This window comes from Mesorhizobium sp. J18, from assembly GCF_007829525.1.
In the GTDB taxonomy this organism is placed as follows: Bacteria; Pseudomonadota; Alphaproteobacteria; order Rhizobiales; family Rhizobiaceae; genus VLJP01.
In genome coordinates, this window is sequence record NZ_VLJP01000017.1 from 35,698 (window position 1) to 59,319 (window position 23,622).

Annotated in this window: 25 protein-coding genes and 1 pseudogene; 12 read left to right on the forward strand and 14 right to left on the reverse strand. The window is 61.7% G+C overall.

The window, feature by feature from the left end; translation table 11 throughout:
• Positions 1–66: 66 nt before the first annotated feature.
• Positions 67–459, forward strand: a complete 393-nt coding sequence (locus L598_RS08710; RefSeq protein ID WP_144861635.1) for an acyl-CoA thioesterase — start codon at positions 67–69, stop codon at positions 457–459.
• Positions 460–466: 7 nt separating this feature from the next.
• Here L598_RS08710 and L598_RS08715 read toward each other — a convergent pair whose 3' ends face one another.
• Positions 467–838, reverse strand: a complete 372-nt coding sequence (locus L598_RS08715; protein ID WP_144861637.1) for a helix-turn-helix domain-containing protein — start codon at positions 836–838, stop codon at positions 467–469.
• Between the two features lie 122 nt (positions 839–960).
• Between L598_RS08715 and L598_RS08720 the strand changes: the two genes are divergently transcribed.
• Positions 961–1,563 (forward strand): NAD(P)H-dependent oxidoreductase, encoded by a 603-nt coding sequence (locus L598_RS08720; RefSeq protein ID WP_144861639.1) that lies wholly within the window; start codon positions 961–963, stop codon positions 1,561–1,563.
• A 60-nt stretch (positions 1,564–1,623) separates the two neighbouring features.
• Here the strand turns inward: L598_RS08720 and L598_RS08725 are convergent, their stop codons facing one another.
• The 4 genes from L598_RS08725 to L598_RS08740 form a co-directional block, all read right to left on the reverse strand.
• The gene (locus L598_RS08725; RefSeq protein WP_144861641.1) at positions 1,624–2,922 is read right to left on the reverse strand and encodes a hemolysin family protein; all 1,299 of its coding nucleotides are present in this window, start codon (positions 2,920–2,922) and stop codon (positions 1,624–1,626) included.
• Between the two features lie 219 nt (positions 2,923–3,141).
• On the reverse strand, positions 3,142–3,969 hold the full coding sequence (locus L598_RS08730; RefSeq protein ID WP_144861643.1) for an extensin family protein: 828 nt from the start codon (positions 3,967–3,969) through the stop codon (positions 3,142–3,144).
• Positions 3,970–4,064: 95 nt separating this feature from the next.
• Positions 4,065–4,937, reverse strand: a complete 873-nt coding sequence (locus tag L598_RS08735) for an extensin family protein (protein WP_144861645.1) — start codon at positions 4,935–4,937, stop codon at positions 4,065–4,067.
• Positions 4,938–4,994: 57 nt separating this feature from the next.
• A complete protein-coding gene (locus tag L598_RS08740; protein ID WP_144861686.1) occupies positions 4,995–5,429 on the reverse strand; it encodes a DUF3775 domain-containing protein in 435 nt (144 codons plus the stop codon).
• Positions 5,430–5,495: 66 nt separating this feature from the next.
• On the opposite strand from L598_RS08740, the gene L598_RS08745 reads away from it, so the two are divergent.
• Positions 5,496–5,846: a DMT family protein gene (locus L598_RS08745; protein WP_144861647.1), complete on the forward strand. Its 351-nt coding sequence runs from the start codon at positions 5,496–5,498 to the stop codon at positions 5,844–5,846.
• On the opposite strand, the gene L598_RS08750 is transcribed toward L598_RS08745, so the two are convergent.
• On the reverse strand, positions 5,836–6,723 hold the full coding sequence (locus L598_RS08750; protein WP_144861649.1) for a DMT family transporter: 888 nt from the start codon (positions 6,721–6,723) through the stop codon (positions 5,836–5,838). The genes L598_RS08745 and L598_RS08750 overlap by 11 nt on opposite strands.
• A gap of 194 nt (positions 6,724–6,917) precedes the next feature.
• On the opposite strand from L598_RS08750, the gene L598_RS08755 reads away from it, so the two are divergent.
• Positions 6,918–7,433, forward strand: a complete 516-nt coding sequence (locus tag L598_RS08755; RefSeq protein WP_144861651.1) for a tetratricopeptide repeat protein — start codon at positions 6,918–6,920, stop codon at positions 7,431–7,433.
• A gap of 28 nt (positions 7,434–7,461) precedes the next feature.
• Here L598_RS08755 and L598_RS08760 read toward each other — a convergent pair whose 3' ends face one another.
• A complete protein-coding gene (locus L598_RS08760; protein WP_144861653.1) occupies positions 7,462–8,586 on the reverse strand; it encodes a PQQ-dependent sugar dehydrogenase in 1,125 nt (374 codons plus the stop codon).
• 321 nt (positions 8,587–8,907) lie between these two features.
• Here L598_RS08760 and greA point away from each other — a divergent pair, with 321 nt between their 5' ends.
• Positions 8,908–9,381: a transcription elongation factor GreA gene (gene greA / locus L598_RS08765; protein ID WP_144861655.1), complete on the forward strand. Its 474-nt coding sequence runs from the start codon at positions 8,908–8,910 to the stop codon at positions 9,379–9,381.
• Positions 9,382–9,383: 2 nt separating this feature from the next.
• Positions 9,384–10,472 (forward strand): glycosyltransferase family 4 protein, encoded by a 1,089-nt coding sequence (locus L598_RS08770; protein ID WP_144861688.1) that lies wholly within the window; start codon positions 9,384–9,386, stop codon positions 10,470–10,472.
• Here the strand turns inward: L598_RS08770 and L598_RS08775 are convergent, their stop codons facing one another.
• Positions 10,473–11,399 (reverse strand): glycosyl transferase, encoded by a 927-nt coding sequence (locus tag L598_RS08775; RefSeq protein ID WP_144861657.1) that lies wholly within the window; start codon positions 11,397–11,399, stop codon positions 10,473–10,475.
• Positions 11,400–11,518: 119 nt separating this feature from the next.
• Positions 11,519–11,995 (reverse strand): Lrp/AsnC family transcriptional regulator, encoded by a 477-nt coding sequence (locus tag L598_RS08780; RefSeq protein WP_144861659.1) that lies wholly within the window; start codon positions 11,993–11,995, stop codon positions 11,519–11,521.
• Positions 11,996–12,274: 279 nt separating this feature from the next.
• Between L598_RS08780 and trxB the strand changes: the two genes are divergently transcribed.
• Both trxB and L598_RS08790 read left to right on the forward strand, forming a co-directional pair.
• Positions 12,275–13,249 carry a thioredoxin-disulfide reductase gene (gene trxB / locus L598_RS08785; protein WP_144861661.1) on the forward strand — a complete coding sequence of 325 codons (975 nt, stop codon included), beginning with the start codon at positions 12,275–12,277 and terminating at the stop codon, positions 13,247–13,249.
• 43 nt (positions 13,250–13,292) lie between these two features.
• Positions 13,293–14,189 (forward strand): LysR family transcriptional regulator, encoded by an 897-nt coding sequence (locus tag L598_RS08790; protein WP_144861663.1) that lies wholly within the window; start codon positions 13,293–13,295, stop codon positions 14,187–14,189.
• Between the two features lie 249 nt (positions 14,190–14,438).
• On the opposite strand, the gene L598_RS08795 is transcribed toward L598_RS08790, so the two are convergent.
• A complete protein-coding gene (locus tag L598_RS08795; RefSeq protein ID WP_144861665.1) occupies positions 14,439–16,493 on the reverse strand; it encodes an elongation factor G in 2,055 nt (684 codons plus the stop codon).
• Between the two features lie 201 nt (positions 16,494–16,694).
• Between L598_RS08795 and L598_RS08800 the strand changes: the two genes are divergently transcribed.
• Complete coding sequence (locus L598_RS08800; RefSeq protein ID WP_144861666.1) at positions 16,695–17,495, forward strand: ion channel; 801 nt, start codon at positions 16,695–16,697, stop codon at positions 17,493–17,495.
• Positions 17,496–17,528: 33 nt separating this feature from the next.
• Here the strand turns inward: L598_RS08800 and L598_RS08805 are convergent, their stop codons facing one another.
• Together L598_RS08805 and L598_RS08810 are read right to left on the reverse strand one after the other, a co-directional pair.
• Positions 17,529–17,927, reverse strand: a complete 399-nt coding sequence (locus L598_RS08805) for an MAPEG family protein (RefSeq protein ID WP_144861668.1) — start codon at positions 17,925–17,927, stop codon at positions 17,529–17,531.
• A 132-nt stretch (positions 17,928–18,059) separates the two neighbouring features.
• Positions 18,060–19,262, reverse strand: a complete 1,203-nt coding sequence (locus L598_RS08810) for a pyridoxal phosphate-dependent aminotransferase (protein WP_144861670.1) — start codon at positions 19,260–19,262, stop codon at positions 18,060–18,062.
• A gap of 227 nt (positions 19,263–19,489) precedes the next feature.
• On the opposite strand from L598_RS08810, the gene L598_RS08815 reads away from it, so the two are divergent.
• On the forward strand, positions 19,490–20,101 hold the full coding sequence (locus L598_RS08815; protein ID WP_144861672.1) for a glutathione S-transferase family protein: 612 nt from the start codon (positions 19,490–19,492) through the stop codon (positions 20,099–20,101).
• 32 nt (positions 20,102–20,133) lie between these two features.
• On the opposite strand, the gene L598_RS08820 is transcribed toward L598_RS08815, so the two are convergent.
• Both L598_RS08820 and L598_RS08825 read right to left on the reverse strand, forming a co-directional pair.
• Complete coding sequence (locus L598_RS08820; RefSeq protein ID WP_144861674.1) at positions 20,134–20,361, reverse strand: hypothetical protein; 228 nt, start codon at positions 20,359–20,361, stop codon at positions 20,134–20,136.
• Between the two features lie 268 nt (positions 20,362–20,629).
• Positions 20,630–21,211: a methylated-DNA--[protein]-cysteine S-methyltransferase gene (locus L598_RS08825; RefSeq protein ID WP_144861676.1), complete on the reverse strand. Its 582-nt coding sequence runs from the start codon at positions 21,209–21,211 to the stop codon at positions 20,630–20,632.
• A gap of 300 nt (positions 21,212–21,511) precedes the next feature.
• Between L598_RS08825 and L598_RS08830 the strand changes: the two are divergent.
• Both L598_RS08830 and L598_RS08835 read left to right on the forward strand, forming a co-directional pair.
• Positions 21,512–21,988 (forward strand): annotated as a pseudogene (locus tag L598_RS08830) (lytic transglycosylase domain-containing protein); the annotation flags it as partial.
• 168 nt (positions 21,989–22,156) lie between these two features.
• Positions 22,157–23,203 (forward strand): serine hydrolase, encoded by a 1,047-nt coding sequence (locus L598_RS08835; RefSeq protein WP_144861680.1) that lies wholly within the window; start codon positions 22,157–22,159, stop codon positions 23,201–23,203.
• The last annotated feature ends 419 nt before the right edge of the window (positions 23,204–23,622 follow it).

A 23,622-nucleotide genomic window follows, 5' to 3' on the forward strand; every position in this document is an offset into this window, starting at 1 on the left:
GATGACGTTGACCGCTTCGCCCGACAAGGTTACGCCGAATCCTGTTTCAGCAAGAGGGAAGATTGCATGGCCGAAAATTCCGCGAAGCCTCATGGCGAACTGACACTGCGTACGCAAGCCATGCCCGGTGATGCCAATGCAGCGGGAGACATCTTCGGCGGCTGGGTCATGGCCCAGATGGATCTGGCCTGCGGCATCCGTGCTGCGGAAAGGGCCAGGGGGCGCGTGGTGACGGCCGCGGTCAAGGAGATGTCCTTCGCAAAACCGATGAAGATCGGCGATACGCTTGGCATCTATACCAGCATAGAACGGGTCGGCCGCACCTCCATGACGCTCAAGGTCGAAGCCTGGGCACAGCGCTATCTTTCGCACACCATGGAAATGGTCACCTCGGCGGATTTCGTCATGGTCGCGCTGGATGCCAATGGCGTTCCGACGCCCGTGCCTCCAGAAGACTGAACCCGGCCTATTCCGCAGCCTCCAATACGGCGTCGTAGCGTTCGCGCGCGGCATTGATGCGGTCGATATTGAGCCTGGCCCATTCGGCCAGCCGGCGGACCGGCACCAGGAGTTCGCGCCCCAGGTCGGTCAACTCATATTCGACTCGCGGCGGGATGGTCGGATAGACGGTCCGCGTCACGAAGCCGTCCCTTTCGAGCCCCCGCAGCGTCGTTGTCAGCATCTTCTGCGAAATATTGCCGATCAGCCGCTTGAGCGTGCTGAACCGCATCGGGCCATCGCCCAGAAGCTCGACGACGAGCACCGTCCATTTATCGCCGATGCGTGAGAGCACGTCGCTCACAGCGCGGCAGGTTTCGTCCGGGTGACTGAGTGTCAATAAAGTGCCTCCTTGTACGAGCCTGTGGTTTCACCGATATAGGCCGGGTATCTGTTTGATACCAGTCACCCATAGGATACCTGGTTTCCGATGGGCAGCAATGATTCTAGAGGGAAAGATTGATGAGCAAACCCAAGATCGGAATCATTGTCGGCACCACACGAGCCGGCCGGTTCTCGGAAAAGCCGGCGGCATGGATCGCCGAGGTCGCCAAGGCGCGGGACGACATGGATGTCGAGATCGTCGACCTTCGAGACTATCCGATGCCATTCTTCGACGAGCCGGCTTCTCCCGCCTGGGCACCGTCGAAGAACGAGGTGGCGCAGCGCTGGCAGAAGAAGATCGCCGAGCTCGACGGCTATATCATTGTGGCCGCCGAATATAACCATGCGCCCACGGCCGTGCTGAAGAATGCGCTCGATTACGCCTATAACGAGTGGAGCAACAAGCCGGTGGCATTTGTCGGGTACGGCGGCACCGGCGGAGCACGCGCCGTCGAGCAGCTCCGCCTGATTGCCGTCGAACTTCAGATGGCGCCGACGCGCACCGGCGTTCACATCATGTGGCCGGTCATGGTTGCCGTGAAGGACGAGGGCAAGAACCTTGCCGATTTCGATTTCCTTCAGCAGGGCGCCAAGGACATGCTCGACCAGCTTTCCTGGTGGGCCCATGCCCTGAAGACCGCCCGCGACGCGGATGCGCAGAAGAAATCCCAGGCGGCCTGACCGAGGCTGGATGTCAAAGTAGCGAGCCGGACGGCTACAAGCCGCCGGCTTCTTTCGCAATTATTGATCTGGTGGGGAAGGCGCCTTGCTCGCCACCACCTTGTCGATCCGATGCCCGTCGAGATCGACGACCTCGAAACGCCAGCCGGAAATATCGACACATTCGCCGGTCCTTGGCAGGTGCTCGAAATGGGCCAGAAGAAAGCCGGCAAGCGTGGTGTAGTTGCGCCGCTCCGGTATCACGATGCCGAGATGGTCCGCCATCTCGTCCGCCGGCATCGAGCCGGGCAGCAGCCAGGAGCCGTCATCCCGCTGGACGATCTCGAACTCGCCTTCCTCGACATCGGCGCGGAAGACGCCCGCAATCGTCTCGAGGATGTCGGCCGGCGTGACGATGCCTTCGAAATGCCCGTATTCGTCATGCACCAGCGCCATGGGGACCTCCGCTTCCCGCAGCAGGGAAAGCACGTTCAGCGCATCGGCGAAGTCGTGCACGATCGGCGCCGTCTTAAGGTAGGAGCGGGGGGCGAGCGGCTTGCCGGCCACCTGTGCGGCGAGAAGATCGCTCACCTTGACGACGCCGACGATCTCGTCGATCGACCCTTCGCCGGCCGGCAGGAGGGAATGCCGCGTCTCCTTCAAAAGCTCGACAAGCTCCTGTTGATCGCCGGCCAGGTCGATCCAGTCGACGTCGCCGCGCGGCGTCATGATGGCGCGCGCCTTGCGGTCGCCGAGCCGCATGACGCCGGCGATCATCCGCCGCTCGTCCGATTCGATCGTGCCAGTGTGTTCGGCCTCGGCGATCAGGGTCCTGATCTCCTCGTCGGTGACGCGTGTCTTCTCCTCCGAAGACTGGCCCAGCAGGCGGAGCACGAAACTCCCCGAGACGTCGAGCAGCCAGACAAGCGGAAGCGCGATCTTCGCCAGCAGCGTCATTGCAGGTGCGACCTTGATCGCGATCCTCTCGGGATTCTTGAGGGCAACCTGCTTGGGTACCAGCTCGCCGATGATCAGCGAGAAATAGGTGATGGCGGCCACGACAACGCCAACGCCGATCGTGTGGGCGAATTGCGGTGACACACCGACCGTAACGAGCCAGCCGCCGAGCCTCTGGCCGAGCGTGGCGCCCGAGAAGGCGCCTGAAAGGACGCCTACCAGCGTGATGCCGATCTGGACGGTTGAAAGGAAGCGTCCCGGATTGGACGAAAGCGCGAGGGCTCGGCCTGCGCCCTTGTCCCCGCGGCTGCGCTTCGCCTTCAGCCGCGCCGGCCGCGCCGAGACCACTGCAAGCTCCGACATGGCCAGAAGGCCGTTGAACACGATCAGCAGAAGAACGATGAGGATTTCAACGATGAGCATGAAGTTTCCATAGCATTCGATGGTGCTCGATGCGAAGTGCTATTCTGTTGCAGTTGCAGGCTACAGCTTTGGAGGATGTGGCGGGATGCGGCGGCACATCAGTGAAATAGCGGGCCGCTTCGACGGTATTCCTGTGCCGGGCCGATGAGACATCCGCTTCGACAGGAAGGAGCCTCACAGTTCATGCGCGCCCGGAACAGGCGATGGTTGTCGCTCGCGTCAACGGCAGGCCCTGTAGCCGTTTCGGCGGTACTTGATGTCGAAATGGAAATGGTCGGCATGGTCGGCATTGTAGCCCGGGCCGAGGACCGTCGTGAAATAGTCGCAGCCTTCGGCACGCACCGTATTGAGGAGACCGCGCTGGCGGAAGGCGAAGAGACCCGGACGGCGCACGTCGATCTCACGGCCGTTGTTCAGCTCGATCGCCATGACGTCAAGAGCATTGCCCTTGGAGTGCTCCGAGGCCACGCTGGTGCCCGCGATGCGCCGGCAGGAATAGCTGGAACCCTGACGGATTGTCCTGATTCCGGAGAGATATCGGGTGCGCGCTGCAGGCGCGAGCTCGTTTCTCGTCCAGCGGGCAAAGGTCAACGCCATCTGGCAGGTCAGCGTGGCGGCCGGCTTCATCGTGATGTCACCGGAAAGCGAACTCACCTCCACCGGATAATCGATGCGGCAGGCGCCGCCGTCATTGATGGGCGCCAGGTCGCGATAGCTGACACCCAGCCGGCTCAATTCGCGCCGACAGGCGACCTCGTTCTCCGGCATGACATTGGCCTGCGCCTCGGGCAGATCGACTCGCGGATAGGCGGCTGTGGTCATATAGGGATTCGAGGGCACCAGATTTTGAAGGCCGCCGCCGGAGATGGTTGCAGTTGTCGTGCCGACATCGACGTCCGGGCGCGGCGTCAGGACCGAACTGGCGGTGCAGGCGGATACCACGGCCGCCMTAGCCGCAGCCAGAAATACCGCAGAAAACTTGCCGCGCAGGCGCGACGCCTTTTCCCGGTGCGGTTGCGCCTGGGCGCTTTCTGTTTCGACGGCCATCTCCCGGTCCCCGGCTGGTAGAGACCGACAGGGTAGCGGGCAGTGGTAAATGAAAGATCAGCAGCGCCGTAAGGCTTGTGACGGGATTGGGGCATTTACCTGCAATAGGTCGATTCGTTGCGCCGTTCGGCGAGATCGAGATGGAAATGCGTGGCATGATCCGCGTCGGTGCCGGGGCCGAGGACCGTTTTGAAAGGGCCGCAGGCGGCGGAGCGGATCTGGGCCAGGAAATTGCCCTTCACGCTCTCCTCCTTCGAGGTGCCATAGGCCTTCACCTCCACTTCGCTTCCATCCTTGAAGACGAAGGAGGCAATGTCGAGCGCATTGCCATAGGCATGTTCGGAAAGCTTGGAGCTGCCGTTGCGCGGCCGGCAGACATAGGCCGATGCGTGGCGGATCGCCGTCAGCGGCTGTTTGAAATGCTGTTCTGCCGCCGGTCCGACTGTTTCCTGGAAGAAGCGGGCCGCGGTTTCTGCCAAGGCGCAATTCAAGACTGCCTCGGGCTCCAGGGCGATATTGCTTCCAAGCGACGTGATCGCGATCGGGTGCGGGACCGAGCAGCCGGCCTCGTCGGACAAGGGCCTGCGCTCCTCGAACGTTACCCCGAGATCACGCAAACGCTTCCGGCAGGCCAGTTCCTCCGCCGAAGGAGGAGCAGGTTCCCCCTTTTTCTTTTCTGCCTGTCCCTCCGATTTCGACGCATCTTTCTTCTCCACAGGTTTGCCGGACGGTGCCGCCTCGTCGGCCTTCCGAGTCTCCGCCTTCGCGTCGATATCCGGCCGTGGAGTGGGAAGGGGAGGGGTTTCGCTTGCCCGATCCGGCTTTTCGGCCGGTTCGCGCATTTCGGGTATGGGGGCCTGTACGGGCAGCTTCACGTCCTCAGCCTGCAGTGTCGAGGGCGCGGAAGCAATGGCCAAAAGGGCCATGATCGCAAATGTGTGCCGCAAGGCATTGTGAAATCTGACCACATAGCGGAAATGCCTCTCCTGTGGACGAGAGGCAAGTGCACCATGAATCACAATAGGTTACGCACTCGTCACGCCGATCGCTTGCAATCCGTCCTCGAGCCAGTCGCCGAGCATCGGCATGCCGAGGAGATAGCCGGGCAGGCGATTGTTGACGCGCTGGCGCGCGTCGGCCAGCGCTTCGTTCCATTCGTCAGCATCATAGTCGCCGCGCCCGATCCAGGCGATTGCCACCAGTTCCGCCGCCTCGTCCACATTGAGGTCGCCCACCAGTTCGCGGAACTCCGCCTCGGTCAGGTCGTCTTCCTCTTCCTCGGCCAGTCCGTCATGGTGGTGGCCGTCGCCTGCTTCCTCGGTGAACTCCACCTCATGCTCCTTGCCGTCCTCGTAGTCATCATTGACGGCGGCGCTGAGCACGCGAGCCTTGGACGCCAGCAGGCGGACCATATCCGGATCAATGGTCAGGTCCCATTCCTTTTCGACAGGCTGCTGCACCGGCTTGATCTCCTTGCGGTTCCGCATGATAACGCATTACGCGGAAAATTTCCCCGGATCTTGCATATGAGCTATCTGCTGTCGCCCGCCGTGGCGCCTATAATCCTGCTTGCTACCTCCAATATTTTCATGACCTTCGCCTGGTACGGCCATCTGAAATTCAAGTCGGCACCGCTTCTGATCGCCATCGTGGCTAGCTGGGGCATTGCCTTCGTCGAATATTGCCTGGCCGTTCCCGCAAACCGGATCGGTTACGGCCATTATTCGGCCGCCCAGCTCAAGACGATCCAGGAGGTGATCACGCTGACGGTTTTTGTCGCCTTTTCGGTACTCTATCTGCGCGAACCCGTCGGCTGGAACCATCTTGCCGGTTTCGCGCTCATCATTGCCGGGTCGGCGCTGGTCTTCAGGTCGTAGGCCGCTGTTCGCGGATCGCCGGCAGGACCTCCACCAGAAGGATCGCCGCGAAAATGAGCCCGCAACCGACAAGCCCGGCCGGCGGCACGCGTTCGCCTAGGAATATTGCCCCGAAAAGAGCGGCGAAGACCGCTTCGGTGGAAAGGAAGATGGCCGCCTGCGGAGCCGTCGTGTAGCGCTGACCCACCACCTGGAGCGTGAAGGCTATGCCGCCGGAGAAGATGCCTGCATAGAGAAGTTCGGCCAGCGCGCCACGGATCATTTCGAAGGCGATCGGCTCGAAGGCCAGAGCTGCTGCCAGCCCCACCACGGCGCAGACGGCGAATTGGGCGACCGCCAGCGTGACCGGCCGTCCGGTGTCTGCCGCATGCCTCGCGATGAAGATCACCTGTAATGCCCAGAAGGCCGCGCACAGGATCGTCAGCCAGTCGCCTGGCTTGAGGGCCACCATATCTCCGCCGGAGAGCAGCCAGATGCCGGCAAGTGCCAGAACCGTCGCCGGCCAGACGACAGGGCTGGGCCATTGCCGGAAGATGATGACGGCGAAGAACGGCACCATCACCACGTAAAGGCCGGTGAGGAAGCCGGAATTTGTGACGCTCGTCGTCAGGAGCCCCACCTGCTGTGCCGCCATGCCGCCGAAAAGCAGGAGACCGACGAGACCGAAGGCACGCCAGTCTCTGCGGCTGAGCGGCATCTTGGCCATGCCTGCTTCACGCAGGGCGAAAGGCAGCATCGAGATGGTTGCGATCAGGAATCTGAGCCCGATGAAGAGAAACGGCCCGATGGCTGCCATGGCGGTCGATTGGGCGACGAAACCCATGCCCCACATGGCGCCCGCAAGCAGAAGCAAAAGATTGGCCTGAAGGCGGGTCATGAGAAACCGGAGGAAAGGGGAGAAAGACGAAAGCAGACTTTCTTTCTTATCATCGCCGCCGCTGCCGGCAAACCGCCATGCTTCTTGCCTGCCCGTCACGCCAACGTGAATGCCGGCAGACGCAAAGACGAGTAGGATTGGGCGATCCGGCCCGCGGCATCGGGTGCGGGCCTCCATCGAGGAGGAGAGGCAGGATGAGGAAAGCCGTCACGGCAAGCCTTGCCGCAATTCTCGTTACTTTTCCGCTGACGCCAATCCACGCTGCCGGTGGCGGTGGCGGCGGTACGACGACGAACCAGTGCCCGCGCGGGCAGATCTGGGATCGCAATCAGGAGAAATGCGTCGACCCGCAAAAAAGCGAGGTCGATACCGACAGCGTCTATGAATATGGACGCTTCCTTGCCATGCAGGAGCGTTACGGAGAAGCGATCGAGGTGCTCAGCCTTGCCGCTGACAGCGGCGATCCGCATGTGCTGAATTATCTCGGCTATTCCCATCGCAAGCAGGGCAGGGTGAATGTCGGCCTAGGCTATTACCAGGAGGCGCTGACCATCGATCCGGATTTCGTGCTGGCGCGCGAATATCTGGGCGAAGCCTATCTGCAGCTTGGCGATCTTGCCGCGGCGAAACGGCAGCTGGCGGAAATCGGGAAGCGCTGCGGAACGGCCTGCGAGGAATATGCCGAACTGGCCGCGCAGATTGCAGACTAACGCTTGTCGGCTGACGGCCTGATTGATGTTATCTGGCCCGTGAAATCCGGATGATGGCTCCGCTGGCCTCGTCATTGAGCAGCCAGATCGAACCGTCCGGTGCGACATTGACATCCCTGATGCGGCCGAACGACCCCTTGAGGAGCTGTTCCTCTCCGGTCACCTTGCCGTCGGAACCGCGCTCGAGGCGGCTCAGCAGTTCGAATTTGAGCGCGCCGACGAGGAAATCTCCCTGCCATTCAGGGAACATGCGGCCCGTATAGACCGCCATGCCTGACGGGGCGATCGACGGGTCCCAGTAATATTCAGGCTGCTCATAACCCTCGGCCTCGGTGCCGATGCCGATCTTCTGGCCGGAATAGTGGACCCCGTAGCTGATCACCGGCCAGCCATAGTTCTTGCCGGGCTCGACATGGTTGACCTCGTCGCCGCCGCGGGCGCCGTGCTCCACCACCCATATCGTATTGGTCACCGGATCGAATACCATGCCTTGCGGATTGCGGTGGCCGATGGACCAGATCTCAGGCGCCGCATTTTCCTGTCCCACGAAGGGATTGTCCTCCGGCACGCTGCCATCCGGATTGATGCGCAGCACCGAGCCGGCATGATCCGCCGGATCCTGCGCCCGTTCGCCTTGGCCGCGCTCGCCGATGGTGAAGAAGAGCGTGCCGTCGGGATGGAAGGCGAGCCTGGATCCGAAATGCTGGGACTTGGACGTCTTCTTGCCCATGCTGAAGATCGTCTCGACACCCTCCAGCCGCCAGGTTTCGCCATCCTGCACCAGCTTCCCACGTCCAATGGCCGTGCCTGCTCCGCCTTCGCCGGGTTCGGAGAAAGAAAAGTAGACCATGCCGGATTCGGCGAAATCCGGCGCTGCAGCGACATCGAGAAGCCCGCCCTGACCGACTGCGGCCACTTCGGGCGCGCCTTCGACAGGCGCCGAAAGCTCGCCTTTGGAAAGGACACGCATGGTTCCGCCGCGTTCGGTGACGATGGCGTTTCCGTCGGTCAGGAAATCCAGGCCCCAGGGATATTGCAGACCCTCGGCAAGTGTTTCAGCGCGGATATCGACCAATTCGGTCTGGAATATCTGCGCTTGGGCCGCACCGGTCCAAAGACTGGCCATCAGGCTGCCGACGATCAATCGCTGCATGTCTTCTCCTTTTTGGTAGATCAGATAGGCCATGGGGAGAAGGGTGCAAGACAAATTCCGGTGTCCCTGTGTCGATGACGGGAATTTGAGCATCGGGCGCCTCGCAGGAGGAAGAATCCGGGGCCGGTTCTGCCACGCAGGGCCAGCCAACGTCATTCTGGCGAAATTTCGCGTGAAAACCGCCAGAAGATTGCTATATTCGCCCGGAGACAGATCGGAACGGTTCCGTTGGCGAGGCTACCGGACCGTTTCTTTTTTGCGTCCTGCCGGTCCCGTATCAGGAAAACAGGCCGGTGGCGAACTCAGGAAAGGTAATGTGGAATGAACAAGGTCCCGATGACCATGGGCGGTTTCGCAGCATTGAAGGAAGAGTTGCGGTGGCGGCAGCAGGAAGAACGGCCGCGGATCATCGAAGCGATTTCCGAGGCGCGTTCCCACGGCGACCTTTCCGAGAATGCGGAGTATCACGCCGCCAAGGAAGCGCAGAGCCTCAACGAAGGGCGCATCAGCGAGCTTGAGGATCTGATCGCGCGGGCGGAAGTCATCGACGTGTCGAAGCTTTCCGGCGACACTGTGAAGTTCGGCGCCACGGTCGTTCTCGTCGACGAGGACACCGAGCAGGAAAAGACCTACCAGATTGTGGGCGATCAGGAGGCAGACGTGAAGGCGGGGCGCATCTCCATCTCCTCGCCGATCGCACGGGCACTGATCGGCAAGGGCGTCGGCGACTCCGTCGAAGTCAATGCGCCAGGCGGCGCGCATGGCTACGAGATCGTCAAGGTCCACTTCATGTGAGCATGAAATCTTCCGGGCGCCGGGCTTCGGTCGACATGCGCGCGGTCGAGGTGGTGGCGCCCAATTTCAAGCGGCGCCTCTCGGGGGTGACGAGCACCATCATCCAGCTTGTCCCCCTCCAGGCGCGGATGATCGGCATCGCAACGCTCGGTCCCGGTCTTCCCGACGATCTTCCGAAAATCCGTTGGTGGCAGGCGCCGGCACTCCTGCGGCGGCCTTCCGACAGACCCTTTCGCATCTGGCATGCGCGGCGCAACACGGAAATGCTGGGAGGCCTTGTCCTCCGCCATATCCTGCGAGCGCCTTTGAGGCTGGTCTTCACCTCCGCCTCGCAGCGCGAGCATACCGGCTGGACCCGGTTCCTCATCCGTCGAATGGATGCGGTCATCGCCACCAGCCGCAAGACTGCCGCCTATCTCGAGGTGCCGAACACCGTCGTCATGCATGGCATCGATACCGGGCGTTTCTCGCCTCCGGAAGATCTGCCCGAAGCGGTGCGCGCGGTCGGCCTCGATCCCGCCCGGCGCTATGTCGGCTGCTTCGGCCGCCTGCGCCGCCAGAAGGGCACGGACCTTTTCGTCGATGCCATGATCGGGCTTCTGCCGCGCCATCCGACATGGTCGGCTATCATTGCCGGGCGCGCCACGGGCCCGCATATCGCCTTCGAGGAAGATCTGAAGCGACGAGTCGCCGATGCGGGACTGGCCGACCGCATCCATTTCGTCGGCGAGCAGGGCGACATTCCGCGCTGGTACCGCGCGCTCTCGCTTTTCGTCGCGCCGCAGCGCTGGGAAGGGTTCGGCCTGACGCCGCTGGAGGCGATGGCGACCGGTATTCCGGTCGTGGCAACGGATGTTGGCGCCTTTTCCGAACTGGTGGTGGACGGCAAGACAGGCAGGATCGTTGCGCGCGACGATCTGGCCGCCATGACGGACGCGATCGAAACCTATCTTGTGGACGAGCCGGCGCGCCTCTCGGCAGTCCGCGCGGCTCTTATCCATGTGCGCGAAAATTTTCCGCTTGAGCGCGAGGCGGCTGATCTGATCGCCGTCTATGAGCATCTGTGGCGCGCGCCGTTGCCGTCACCCTAGCTACACGTCCGTATCGGATTGGCGGCAGAGTCGGTCGTCATAAGGCACGCCGATTTTCGACAGGGAAGAGACCGGCGAGTAGTTCACCAGCTTTATGTTTCGAGGCTCGCATTCCCTCAGTACAACCGTATAGATGTCGAGGATCTTTCCCTGCGCGCGCAGGATGCGTGATTTCGCCGAATCCCCGCTGGTCTCGTAGAATCTCGGCTCGCCTGCGTTCAAAAGGTCGATCCCGGCCAGTCCCAGCACTGCCGGTTTTAGATATAAGGCGATCTGAACTGCCGTCACTGCCACCGATCCTCCTGCGAAGATACCGCGCTGCGGCATCAGGGAGATCGCATTGGAGTGATCCGCCGACCAGCGCAGGAAGGACATGGCTGCGAGCTCGGCGCTCGACGGGCGTGGACGCGCATAGGGTTTCTGCAGAAAATCGATATGGATCACCTGCTGGGTGGCAAGCCACGAAGCATCGATTTCGCAGATGGCGCGCAAGGTGCCGGTCGAGAAAAGGCACGGGGTCTGCGGCTTGATGAATTTCACCATATTGCTGAAATGACGCCAGACGAACCGTTCGTCTTCCACGATGACGGCAAGCGGATTGCGCAGCCTGTCGTCGAGCAGGTGGATGGCACCGTTCAGCAGGATTGCCGAATGGTCGGGAAGCCGGGAGAAGTCCTGGCCGGAAATCGATGGTCCCGACCCGATGATCGTTATCTCGTCCCTTGGAGCAGCAAGGATGTCGAAAGGGGAGAGGGCGGCGATCGTTCGGCCCTTGTAGACGATCTCTCCCGGACGATTGCCCTCGGGAAAGGCCAAGCGGACGCCCGGCCACCAATCCTGCTCGTGAGAATGCTTTCGACCTGCAAGAAGATCGAAACAGAGCTTCACGAGATATCTGCCGATCGGCCTGTTTGTTTTGCTGATCAACGCTACACCGAAGAATGGACGCCGCACGATTTTGGCAATTATTCGCCGAAATTGGCAGGAAAAAGTATGACGGCAGCGCCTGCCCGTTCCTTGCGCGAAGCGTCGATCGCTCGCCCCTTCTATTCGTTGATCGCCACCAGCCCCTCATCCTTGACCTGCCGGATGGTCAGCGCCGTCCGGACGGTATCGACATTCGGGGTGGAGGTGAGTTCCTCGATAACAAAGCTCTGAAAGCTGCCGAGATCGGTTGCCACGCAGTGGAGCAGGAAGTCTGAATCGCCCGAGACCATCCAGGCGCGCCGCACGATGGGCCAGTTCCTGGATCGCTCGGCGAAGATCTTCAATTCGGCGTCGGATTGATGATGCAGGCCGACGAGGCAGAAGGCCACCACGTCGTAACCCAGCACGGGTGTGTTGAGCAGCGCGCGATAGCCGCGGATGATGCCCGCATCCTCCAGCCGCTTGACCCGGCGCAGGCAGGGCGGGGCAGATATGCCGACGCGGCGCGAGAGCTCCACATTGGTGATGCGGCCATCATCCTGAAGCTCGCGAAGGATCTTCCAGTCTATCGCGTCCAACTCGGCTTTCAGAGGCATATTCTTCCCTCTATTCGGAATTTCGTGCACGAATCTGTCGCGCCTGGGTTGCGAAACTAGGCTAAGAGGAGGGGCTCGCCAAGCAGGGTCCTGACTTGAAGCGTTGCCTGGAGTTTGCCCTCAGGTTCCAATGCCGGCGGAGTAGCGCAATCCTAGTTGTTGGAAAACCGGCATACAGGTTGCAGAAGTGGGTATGGAATACTTAGATCGGTACGGAAATTTTATTTGCGTTCCGGCGGATTGCCCGGGGCGGCGCGAAATCTGAAAGGATCGCATGCCATGACCAGTCGCCACGCGCCGGTGCTCATCATCGGGTCGGGTCCCGCCGGTTATACCGCGGCGATCTATGCGGCGCGCGCCATGCTGAAGCCGATGCTCATATCCGGGCTGGAGCAGGGCGGCCAGTTGATGATCACGACGGATGTCGAGAACTATCCCGGTTTCGCCGATGTCATCCAGGGGCCGTGGCTCATGGAACAGATGCGTCTGCAGGCCGAGCATGTGGGCACGGAGATCGTCAATGACGTGATCGTGGAAGTCGATACGGAGAGCCGGCCATTCCGGCTCAAGGGCGATTCCGGGACGGAATACAGCTGCGACGCGCTCATCATCGCTACCGGTGCCAAGGCGAAGTGGCTGGGCCTGCCGTCGGAGCAGACCTTCATGGGCTTCGGTGTCTCGGCCTGTGCCACCTGTGACGGTTTTTTCTATCGCGGCAAGGATGTCGTCGTCATCGGAGGGGGCAACACCGCCGTCGAAGAAGCCCTCTATCTTGCGAACCTCGCCAAGAGCGTCACCGTCATCCATCGCCGTGCTGAGTTCCGCGCCGAGCGCATCCTGCAGGAACGGTTGCGGCAGAAGGACAATATCAAGGTGCTGTGGGACACGGTGGTGGATGAGATCATCGGCGCTCCCGGCAAGCCGCCCATGCCGCCTTCGGTGACCGGGATCAGGCTGCAGAATGTCAAGACGGGGCAGAAATCGGAAATGCCCATAGACGGCGTGTTCGTGGCCATAGGCCATGCTCCTGCGGTTGACCTTTTCGTCGGAAAGTTGAAACAGAAGCCGAGCGGCTATCTGTGGACCGCGCCGGATTCGACGCAGACCGATGTGCCAGGTATCTTCGCGGCCGGCGATGTGACGGATGAGGTTTACCGGCAGGCGGTGACGGCCGCCGGGCTAGGCTGCATGGCCGCGCTTGAAGCGGAAAGATACCTGGCCGGGCTCGAAACGCACCGCGAAGCCGCGGAATAACAGGCCGCCAAAGAATGCGGTCATACGCCGATACGAGGGGATCATGGCGTTCGACTGGGACAAGCTACGTGTATTCCACGCCGCGGCGGAGGCGGGTTCCTTTACCCATGCGGCGGAATTTCTGCATCTTTCGCAATCGGCCATCTCGCGCCAGGTAAGCGCGCTCGAGCAGGAAGTAGGCGTGCCTTTGTTCCATCGGCATGCGCGTGGACTCGTGCTGACGGAACAGGGGGAACTGCTTTATCGTACCGCCCACGACGTGTTGATGAAGCTGGAAAACGTCAAGGTCAGGCTGACGGAGACCAAGAACCGGCCCTCCGGCCTTCTCAAGGTGACGACGACGGTGGGGCTGGGCACCGGCTGGCTGACGGAACGGCTGCCGGAATTCATCGAGCTCTATCCGGATATTCAGATCCAGCTCATTCTCGCCAATGAGGAACTGGACCTTACCATGCGGCAGGCTGATTGCGCCATCAGGCTGCGCCAGCCGCAGGAGCCGGACCTGATCCAGCGGCGGCTGTTTACCGTCCACCTGCATCTCTATGCGGCGCCCTCCTACGTGAACCGTCACGGCCGCCCTTCTTCGATGGCCGATCTCGACCGCCACCGCATCATCTCCTTCGGCGAAGCGGTGCCCTCGCATCTGGCTGACATGAACTGGATCGAAACGGCTGGAAGGCCGGACGGATCGAAGCGAATCGCTGCTTTACAGATCAATAACGTCATGTCGATCAAGCTCGCGGTGAAGCGCGGAGCGGGTATCGCCATGCTTCCTGATTATATGGTCAGCAAAGAAGACGATCTGGTACAATTGCTTCCAGAGACGGAAGTGCCGTCATTCGACACCTATTTCTGTTATCCGGATGCGATGAAAAATCAGGCTAAGCTACAGGTTTTTCGGGACTTTTTGATTTCCAAGTCGCGCACTTGGTCCTATTGAGCCGGCACAGGAGGAGTATTCCGACCGGCTTATGCATTTTTGCATGGGAGCTTTGCAAATTAGAGTGCTTGTTATTTGAGCACGGAGCGCCCATATCGAAATCACTCACGGGGCGCGTTCTCCTCCCATTAGCCCCCGCGAGTGTTCCCCTCTGGAGGTTTCGCCTTATAGGCACTTCCACACTTCGAGCCGGATCCTTTGATCCGGCTCTTTTTTTACAATCAAGTTATCTAAGGTCAGGAGCAATCGCTATGCCGCCTTGGTGCGGCTGCGGCCATGCGTTGCCTCGTCGGCGAGGCGTCCGGTCAGTTCGGACATGTGGTCGAAGCTTGCGCGGTAGCTGGCGACGCCCGCCGTTGCCGATCGCAATTCGATGATGAGGTCGCCGATCTCGGCCTGCGGCATCATCGCCTCCACCACGTCCCAGCCGTCCCAGCCCGGCCGTGCATCGAAGCCGAGGATCTGGCCGCGCCTCTGGGAGATGATGGCGGTCACCTTGGCGGTGGCGTCGGAAGGGGTGTAGACTTCCACCTTCAGGATAGGTTCCAGAAGCACCGGATTGCAGGCGGCCACGCCTTCCTTCATGGCGAGCTTTGCCGCCATCTGGAAAGCCATGTCGGACGAATCGACCGAATGATAAGAGCCGTCCGCCAGATTGACCTTGAGGTCGATCAGCGGGAAGCCGAGCGGGCCGCTCCTGAGGAAATCGCGAACGCCCGCCTCGACCGAGGGGATATACTGCTTCGGTACCACGCCGCCGCTGATCGTGTCGGTGAATTCGAATCCGCTGCCGCGCGGAAGCGGCTTGATATCGAGCACGACATCGCCGAATTGCCCGTGTCCGCCCGACTGTTTCTTGTGGCGTCCACGCTGGGTGGTTCCGCTGCGGATGGTCTCGCAATAGGGAACCGTCGGCGGATGCGAGGCGACAGGAATCTGGTATTTTCCTTCGAGCCTTTCGATGACCACGCGCAGATGCATTTCGCCATGGCCGGAAAGGATCGTCTCGCCACTCTCCTGGTTCTGCTCCAGCTTGAGCGACGGATCTTCCTGAACCAGTTTCTGCAGGGCTGCGGAGAGCTTCACGTCGTCCTTGCGCTCGCGCGAGCGCAGCGCAATAGCGAATACCGGCTGCGGCGGCTCCGGCCTGGCCAGTTGGGCGGCAGGACCGCGGCCGGTCGTCAACGTGTCTCCGGTCTCGACATCATCGAGCTTGCCGAGCGCCACCGTCTGGCCTTCACGAGCCGAGGTCACCTTCGTCTGGTCCTTGCCGAGCAGGGTCGCCATGCCTGAAACCTTGCCGCTCGCCCTGGCGCTGCGCACTTCGGCTCCATCGGCAATGCTGCCGGCGAGCACGCGCGCGACCGACAGCTTGCCGCCATGCGAGGTGTGAATCGTCTTCATGACCTGGAGGATCGTATCTCCCGCCGGCTCCAACCCAAGCCGCCCGCGCGTTGCCGATATGTCGGGTGCGTCGTGGCGGATCGCCTTCAGAAGCCGGAAGACGCCATTGCCCTTTTCGGCCGAGCCAATGAGGACCGGCGTGACAATGCCTTCGCGCAGATCGGCCGACAGATCGTCGAAGACGGCATCGCGCGGCGGCTCGATCTCTTCCAGCAATTGTTCCATCAGCTGGTCGTCGTGGTCGGCCAGGGTCTCCAGCATGGAGAACCGAGCCTCCACTTCGCGGGCCTTTTCGTCATCGGGAATCTCGTCGATCTCGCTCGGCGCGTGTTCGCGATAGATGTAGGCGCGTTCCAGAGCCAGATCGATCGAGCCAATCACGATCCCCTCCTTGCGCAGGGGGATCTGGCGCAGGAGAAGTGGGGTACGGCTTGCCGGCTGCAGCATCTTGAGGGTGTCACGCACGCCGGTATTCGCCTTGTCGATCTTGTTGAGGAAAAGCATGCGCGGAATGCTCAATTCATCGAGCCGCCGCATGACGAGCTGCAGAGCCGGGATCTTCTTCTCATCGGCCTCCGCCACCACCACGGCCAGATCGCAGGCAGCCAGCACCGGCTCCATCTCGAAGGCGAATTCAACCGAGCCGGGACAGTCCACGAAGGTCAGGCTCTCTCCCATGAAATCCGTGGTGGCGAAGGTGGCCTCGACGCTCATGGCGTGAGCCATGGCCTCGGCCGAGTGGTCCCCTACGCTGTTGCCGGAGCCGACCGGATTCTGCTTCGGAATTGCCCCCGCGCGGGCGAGAATGGCTTCCAGGAGCGTGGTCTTGCCGCTGGCGAAGGGACCGACAATGGCGATGCATTTCGGTCCCGTGCATCTTTCTCCGGCGCGTTTACCCATGATTACCGACCTCCTCTCACGTATCTCGCCATGAGCGGCGGCCGGCCCCAGGTGATCCTTTGGCGGCCGTCGCGCGGCGGGTGCTTCTTGCGGCACCCCCATCCCGAAACTATCGTCACACGGCTTTGAACTTTCGGCAAGGGCCGTCTCGGTACGGCGAGGGTCGAGCAGAACGATCTGAAACGGAGGAACCGGAACCGGATGAGCAGCGAAAAGACCGTTTCCGAACCGATCTCCGGCTTCGACGCCCTGCGCGACCTCCTGCGCCGGCTCTATCACGGCCAGACAAAGGCCGCGCTTCGCTTTCAGCTCGCCATCATCGTTGTCGATCTCGCCGCCATCGCCTTCTTCATCCTGGCGCCGGCCCTGCGCGACTGGCCGTCATTCCTGTGGCTGGATTATTCCGTGGCGGCGCTGTTGGGCATCGACATCACGGCACGGGCGCTGGCTTCAACCAACATACCGCGCTGGCTGCGCCAGCCGACGGTGCTGGTCGACATATTCATCCTGATCACGCTGCTTTTTCCCTACACGCTATTCAATCTGGGCTTCCTGCGCATTCTGCGGCTCTGGTCGCTGTCGCGCAGCGGCACGCTCTGGCGACCGCTGGAGCGGCACGGTTATGGCGAATGGCGCGAACCCATCCATGCGGTGATGAACCTTCTCACCTTCCTCTTCGTGGTGACCGGCTTCGTTTACACGAGCTTCTTCCGCGGGACGGGGGGGATCGAAGGCTATATAGACGCGCTTTACGTGACGGTGGCGACAGTCACCACCACCGGCTTCGGGGACATCGTGCTGCCTGGCACCTGGGGCAAGCTTACCGCGATCGTCACAATGATCGTGGGCATATCGCTCTTCGTCAAACTGGCGCAATCGATCTTCAGACCGGCCAAGGTTTTCTTCCCCTGTCCGGAATGCGGTCTCCAGCGGCACGACGTTGACGCCGTCTTCTGCAAGGCCTGCGGCCATAAGCTTAAGATACCCGACGATGGGGAATGATCCCGAGACGTCAGGGAGCCGAAAGCCTATGGCTCATCCTGTCAGCCAGAGATAGACGATCCTTCCGAGAGCGCCGAGCAGAAGGGCAAAGGTCGCCACCACCTGGATCAGGAAGCCCGGATAGCGCTTCGTCGGAGCCTCCAGATAGCCGACGAAATAGACGATCCGGCCGATGATCCATAGAGCACCAAAGGCGGCTGCCCACCACGCGCTCCAGTAGATCGCGAAGAGCCACATCGACGGAAGAAAGACGGGCAGCCACTCGAGCGAATTGGTATGGGCCCGGACCGCCCGTTCAAGCAGCGGATCGCCGGTCATGGCGGGAGCAAGTATGCCGGTTTTCGAATGGGTTCTCGCGACCGTGAGCGCCATTCCGAAGAGGAGAAGGCAACACAGCAGCGTTACGACAGCTACCGGATAATATCGTTCCATGTCGGCTCCCTCATGTCAGCGCTCACGCGACAGAAACAATTCCGCTTGTCCGTTGCAAGCCGAAGGGGCGATCAATGCTGACAAAATCCGAGGCGGACGCAGGTCGCGTCCGCCCCGCAAGGAGCAGATGTCTTAGCTGAGATTGCCGGTAAAGCGCTGGATGCGTGCGCAGGCTTCCTCGAGCAGCGCCTCCGATGTCGCATAGGAGATGCGGAAATTGGGACCGAGCCCGAAGGCGGAGCCATGCACCACCGCCACGCCTTCTGCCTCCAGAAGCTCCGAGACGAAGTCCTCGTCGGTCTCGATCACCTTGCCGCTGGGTGCCTTGCGGCCGATTGCTCCGGCGCAGGACGGGTAGACATAGAAGGCGCCCTCGGGCGTCGGACAGGTGATGCCGTTGGCCTGGTTCAGCATGGACACGACCAGATCACGCCGGCCCTGGAAGATTTCCTTGTTCCGGGCGATGAAGTCCTGCGGGCCGGTGAGGGCCTCGACGGAAGCCCATTGGGCAATCGTGCAGGCTCCGGAAGTCTGCTGCCCCTGGATCACATCCATGGCCTTAATGAGCTCGACGGGTCCCGCAGCATAGCCGATGCGCCAGCCGGTCATGGCGTAGGCCTTGGACACGCCGTTCATGGTCAGGGTGCGTTCGTATAGCCGTGGCTCCACCTCCGCAATGGTGCGGAAGGTGAAATCGCCATAGGTCAGGTGCTCATACATGTCGTCCGTCAGCACCCAGACATGCGGGTGCTTCAGGAGCACTTCGGCGACCGCCTTCAATTCGGTTTCCGTATAAGCCGCGCCGGAGGGGTTTGAAGGCGAGTTGAAGATAAGCCACTTGGTCTTCGGCGTGATCGCCTTGTCGAGCGCGGCCGGGGTAAGCTTGAAGCCGTTGTCGATGGTCGTTTCGGCGAAGACGGGCGTGCCGCCGCAAAGCGCCACCATTTCCGGATAGCTGACCCAATAGGGCGCCGGGATGACGACCTCGTCGCCGGGATTGAGGGTCGCCATCAACGCGTTGAACAGGATCTGCTTGCCGCCGGTGCCGACGATCGTCTGCTTCCAGTCATAGTCGAGATTGTTCTCGCGCTTGAACTTGGCGGCGATCGCCTCGCGCAGCGGCTGGATGCCGGAGACGGGCGGATATTTCGTCTCGCCTCGATTGATCGCCTCGATGGCTGCTTTCTTGATGTTGTCCGGCGTATCGAAATCTGGTTCGCCCGCGCCAAGCCCGATCACGTCACGACCCTGTGCTTTCAGTTCACGAGCCTTCTGGGTCACCGCGATGGTGGCGGAGGGCTTCACGCGTGAAAGGGCGTCGGCAAGAAAAGCCATGACGTTGGTCTCCAGTGATGTTTTGGCGTGGTGCGAATTTGCGCGGGTCTCTATAGCACGATCCCCAAAAGTGGAAACCGGTTTTCGCTGACGAGGATCTTCGGTTTTTGGAAAAGATCATGCTCCGGAGACGGATCAATTTCGTTGATGGAAGGCCAAGAACAAATCGATGGTCGCTGATGACGGCGCCGGGCATAATCCCGGCCGCGTAACCGGGAAGATGACCGATGAAGCTCTATGGCATGACCGACAGCGGCAATTGCTACAAGCCGCGCCTGCTGCTGGCGAAGCTCGGGCAGCCTTTCGTCCATGTCGAAACCAGCTCGCGTGACGGGACGACGCGAAAGGCTGATTTCCTTGCCAAGAACCCGAATGGCAAGGTTCCGCTGCTGGAGCTGGATGATGGCCGTTTCATCGCGGAATCCAACGCCATCCTGCTCTATCTGGCCGAGGGGAGCCGGTTCCTTCCGGAAGGCCGCTATGACAGGGCGATCGTCCATCAATGGCTCTTCTTCGAGCAGTACAGCCACGAGCCGAACATAGCCGTGCGCCGTTCGCTCGTGAAATATCCCGAGCGCGCCGCCATGGCGACCCCCGAACGGCTCCATGCGACTTTGGCCGGCGGCACGCAGGCGCTCGGCGTGATGGATAGGCAGTTGGCGCAAACGCCGTTCATTGCCGGCAATGCAGTGACGGTGGCCGATATCGCGCTCTACGCCTATACCCATGACGCCGATGCAGGCGGCTTCGACCTCGGGGCATTTCCCGCAGTGACGCGCTGGCTGGAGCGAATGCAGACCGACCCCGGCCATGTGCCTTTGCACTGGACCGGCGAATAGCCTGTCTTTCGCCCCGACCCCTCTCCGGTCCGCTATGCGACGGCGCCCCAGCCGGTCCCGGCCGCCGGTTGCTTCACCGGTATATGCACGGCGTCGAGCACCAGGTTGAGCTCGTCGATATCGACATAGAAGATCCGCGAAAGCTCTATGGCGATGCGGTCCTCGGGAATGCCATGGGAGAGCAGATATTTGACGGCGACGAGCATTTGCGAACGGTCTGTCAGGCGATGTTTGATGCAGTCGTCCTTTGGTCGGCGCATGATGGTCCCCTGCCTGCTTGCGCTTCAGGAATGCGGAATCGACGCTTACCGTAACCAGGGCCGGATACGCGGCTGACAACAGGACTTGATACGGAATGGCTTTCGCTCAAAAGCGAAGGCGATGCGAATCGCCAGCATCTCATTATGCGCTGCGCAATCCGCATTGCAATCCGGACGAGCACCCGATTGCGCCCAATCAAGATAGCCCCGAGGGGCCGCTTCGGAAAGACCATTGTGCAGAAAGACGCCAATTCAGCAGGCGCCAAATTCAGAAGGCAAATGAGCCTTGCGGGGAATCCGGCGGGTCGGTGCGGGCATTCTCCATCATCAGGAGCTTCTGCTTGGTCGTGGTGCCGCCGGGTGCCGAGAAGCCGCCAAGCTTTCCGCCCGCGGCAAGAATGCGGTGGCACGGGACCACGATCGGAACCGGATTGCGGCCGAGTGCGGTGCCGGTGTCGCGCGCGGCATTCGGAAAGCCCGCTTCCGCCGCCAGTGCGCCATAGGTGGTCGTTTCGCCAAAGCCGAGCTTGCGCGCGGTGCGGTAGATGGCCTTGCGGAAAGGGTCCACGCCGTCGAAATCCACCGGAACCGCGGAGAAATCCACGGCCTCGCCTTCCGCGTAACGGCGCAGGAGCCCCACCAGACTGGCGATCATCGGCGGAAGCGGGGAAGTGGCCTCATCATGGCGGATGACATGGCCAAGTCTGGCCGTCAGCGCCTTCTCGGTCTTTTCGGCGTCGCGCTCGGGAAGCTGCACGCGCACAAGGCCGACGGCATTCCAGGCGATGCCGATGGGCCCGATAGCGGTATCGACCAGCATATATTCGATCGGGGAGGACTTGACGTTCATATCCGCTGCTCCGTCCACCATCCTTGAATAACAGATTCTGCTCCATGTACAAATCAGGAACATAGCGCCTGAAGCAACCCGATTTCTGCCTTTGCCTCATTGCCGCCAAATTCGAGAGTGCGTTTGGCCCATATCGGCGGGGACGGCGCGCGGAGAGGGCGTATGAAAATTTCACACGGCTGGCTTTGTGCCGCGCTGGCTGCTGCTGCACTGTCGGGTTGCACCTCGGCGGGAGTCTCGCTGCCCGATGTCATGGACATCACCCCTTCCTCGCGGCCCGAGATCAGTTCCGGCAGCGGGCTCGATGGCATGATCTCCCATTACGCGGCCGCCTATCAGGTGCCCGAATCCCTGGTGCATCGTGTCGTGAAGCGCGAGAGCAGCTACAATCCGAAGGCTTACAATTCCGGTAATTACGGCCTGATGCAGATCCGTTACAAGACGGCCCAGGGCATGGGCTACAAGGGCAAGCCGTCCGGCCTCTTCGATGCCGAGACCAATCTCAAATATGCCGTCAAATATCTGCGCGGAGCCTATATCGTGGCCGATGGCAATCACGACCAGGCGGTGCGGCTCTATGCCCGCGGCTATTATTACGATGCCAAGCGCAAGGGATTGCTGGAGGAAACCGGCCTGCGGCCCGGCAAGAAAAATCCAGAGACCGCTACGGCGGTGGCTTCCGTGAAACAGGAGACCAAGCCGGAGCAGACGGTCGCCGCCGCAAAACAGACACCGCCCGGAGTAAGTGCGCCGGTGCAGGCGGCAGCGGCCATCGCGCCGGCCGAGACGGCCTCCATGGCCTTTGCCGGGAGCACGCCGACTTCCGGTTCCTCCGTCCCGGTGCCGGGCTTCCGCCCGAGTGAGTGACTTCAACTTGACGTGAGGGGCGGAGTTTGCCCACACCCTGTCTTTCATTCGCCATGGCCGGTGCTTAAGCGAGGGCGCATGGACCGACGCCGCTTTTCCGCCCTTGCGCTTCTTGCCTTCCTGTCTTGCGCAATGCCCCCGGCTCCAGCCGTCGCGCAGGAGCAAACGGACCGGAAGATTGCCGATCTTCTGGACGAAGCGGAGCGGCTGAAGCCGCTGCAGACGGTCATCGTCGCCAAGGACGGCGAAGTGATCGGCCAGCGCGGCTATCGCGGCCATTCGGTCACCACGCCGACCAATATCAAATCGGCCTCCAAATCTGTCATCTCCGCTCTGGTCGGCATCGCCATCGACAAGGGCGTGCTGGAAGGGCCGGACCAGAAGATCGCGCCATTGCTCGAGCCCGATCTGCCGCACGATCCCGATCCGCGCATCCATGAGATCACGATCGGCAACCTGCTTTCCATGCAGGCCGGTCTGGAACGCACCTCGGGGCCGAATTACGGCCGCTGGGTGCAGAGCGGCAACTGGGTGCGCTTCGTGCTGTCGCGGCCTTTTGCGGACGATCCCGGCGGCGGCATGCTCTATTCCACCGGCTCGACGCATCTGCTTTCGGCCATCCTGACCAGAACGACCGGCCGCTCGACGCTGGAGCTTGCGCGCGACTGGCTCGGCCCGGTCGAGGGCTTCTCCATCGCCAATTGGGATCGCGATCCGCAAGGCATCTATTTCGGCGGCAACCAGATGGCCATGTCGCCGCGCTCGCTGCTTGCCTTCGGAGAACTTTACCGCAACGAGGGCAGGGCAGGCGGCGAACAGGTGCTTTCGCCCGAATGGATCGAAGCCTCGTGGCAGCGGAGGACCAATTCGGTCTTCAATGGCGATGGTTACGGCTATGGCTGGTTCCTCCGGCAGATCGCCGGGCATGAGGTGCGCTATGCCTGGGGCTATGGCGGCCAGATGCTCTATATCGCGCCGGCTCTCGAACTCACCGTCGTCATGACTTCCGACGAAGCCAACCCTTCCGCGCGCTCCGGCCATCGCGACGACCTGCATGCCCTGATGGGCGACATCATCCGCGCCCTCAAAGGCGAAGAACAGGCGCAGGGTGACAGCGGAGGATGATTCTGCAGGCTGGCGTCCGGGCTGCCCGCCGCCGATATGCGACCGACAGTGCATGGACATTTGAACCATTTGCAGCGCGCGAGGCGATGGGCGGATTGCGAATAGTGGCTCCGTCCCGCCGCTGGGTCATCTGCCGCCGAGACCTGGGGCCCCGACACTCTCCGCTTTGCTTCGAGGTCGAGGACGATGGAGGCGCCTCAGCAGATCGCCGACCTTCGCCATTGGCTGAAACATCTCCGATAAGCCTCGGTACCGCACCCTCGATATTTCCGCTCCATCATCGTTGCCGACAAGCCTCGATTACCCCCACCCCGTCTCGCAATCCTTCGCTGCGCTCCCGATTGCTCGCCGACCCTCCCCTCAAGGGGGAGGGTAAACCGCGGCACATGCCTCGCCGTCTCAGCTCGGCAAGGCGGCAG

Bases quoted from the DNA above. Each gene is read 5' to 3' on its own strand.
- L598_RS08710 (WP_144861635.1), top strand. From the start codon at position 67: ATGGCCGAAAATTCCGCGAAGCCTCATGGCGAACTGACACTGCGTACG.
- L598_RS08720 (WP_144861639.1), top strand. From the start codon at position 961: ATGAGCAAACCCAAGATCGGAATCATTGTCGGCACCACACGAGCCGGC.
- L598_RS08725 (WP_144861641.1), bottom strand. From the start codon at position 2,922: ATGCTCATCGTTGAAATCCTCATCGTTCTTCTGCTGATCGTGTTCAAC.
- L598_RS08745 (WP_144861647.1), top strand. From the start codon at position 5,496: ATGAGCTATCTGCTGTCGCCCGCCGTGGCGCCTATAATCCTGCTTGCT.
- L598_RS08750 (WP_144861649.1), bottom strand. From the start codon at position 6,723: ATGACCCGCCTTCAGGCCAATCTTTTGCTTCTGCTTGCGGGCGCCATG.
- L598_RS08755 (WP_144861651.1), top strand. From the start codon at position 6,918: ATGAGGAAAGCCGTCACGGCAAGCCTTGCCGCAATTCTCGTTACTTTT.
- L598_RS08760 (WP_144861653.1), bottom strand. From the start codon at position 8,586: ATGCAGCGATTGATCGTCGGCAGCCTGATGGCCAGTCTTTGGACCGGT.
- greA (WP_144861655.1), top strand. From the start codon at position 8,908: ATGAACAAGGTCCCGATGACCATGGGCGGTTTCGCAGCATTGAAGGAA.
- L598_RS08770 (WP_144861688.1), top strand. From the start codon at position 9,384: ATGAAATCTTCCGGGCGCCGGGCTTCGGTCGACATGCGCGCGGTCGAG.
- L598_RS08780 (WP_144861659.1), bottom strand. From the start codon at position 11,995: ATGCCTCTGAAAGCCGAGTTGGACGCGATAGACTGGAAGATCCTTCGC.
- trxB (WP_144861661.1), top strand. From the start codon at position 12,275: ATGACCAGTCGCCACGCGCCGGTGCTCATCATCGGGTCGGGTCCCGCC.
- L598_RS08790 (WP_144861663.1), top strand. From the start codon at position 13,293: ATGGCGTTCGACTGGGACAAGCTACGTGTATTCCACGCCGCGGCGGAG.
- L598_RS08795 (WP_144861665.1), bottom strand. From the start codon at position 16,493: ATGGGTAAACGCGCCGGAGAAAGATGCACGGGACCGAAATGCATCGCC.
- L598_RS08800 (WP_144861666.1), top strand. From the start codon at position 16,695: ATGAGCAGCGAAAAGACCGTTTCCGAACCGATCTCCGGCTTCGACGCC.
- L598_RS08805 (WP_144861668.1), bottom strand. From the start codon at position 17,927: ATGGAACGATATTATCCGGTAGCTGTCGTAACGCTGCTGTGTTGCCTT.
- L598_RS08810 (WP_144861670.1), bottom strand. From the start codon at position 19,262: ATGGCTTTTCTTGCCGACGCCCTTTCACGCGTGAAGCCCTCCGCCACC.
- L598_RS08815 (WP_144861672.1), top strand. From the start codon at position 19,490: ATGAAGCTCTATGGCATGACCGACAGCGGCAATTGCTACAAGCCGCGC.
- L598_RS08820 (WP_144861674.1), bottom strand. From the start codon at position 20,361: ATGCGCCGACCAAAGGACGACTGCATCAAACATCGCCTGACAGACCGT.
- L598_RS08825 (WP_144861676.1), bottom strand. From the start codon at position 21,211: ATGAACGTCAAGTCCTCCCCGATCGAATATATGCTGGTCGATACCGCT.
- L598_RS08835 (WP_144861680.1), top strand. From the start codon at position 22,157: ATGGACCGACGCCGCTTTTCCGCCCTTGCGCTTCTTGCCTTCCTGTCT.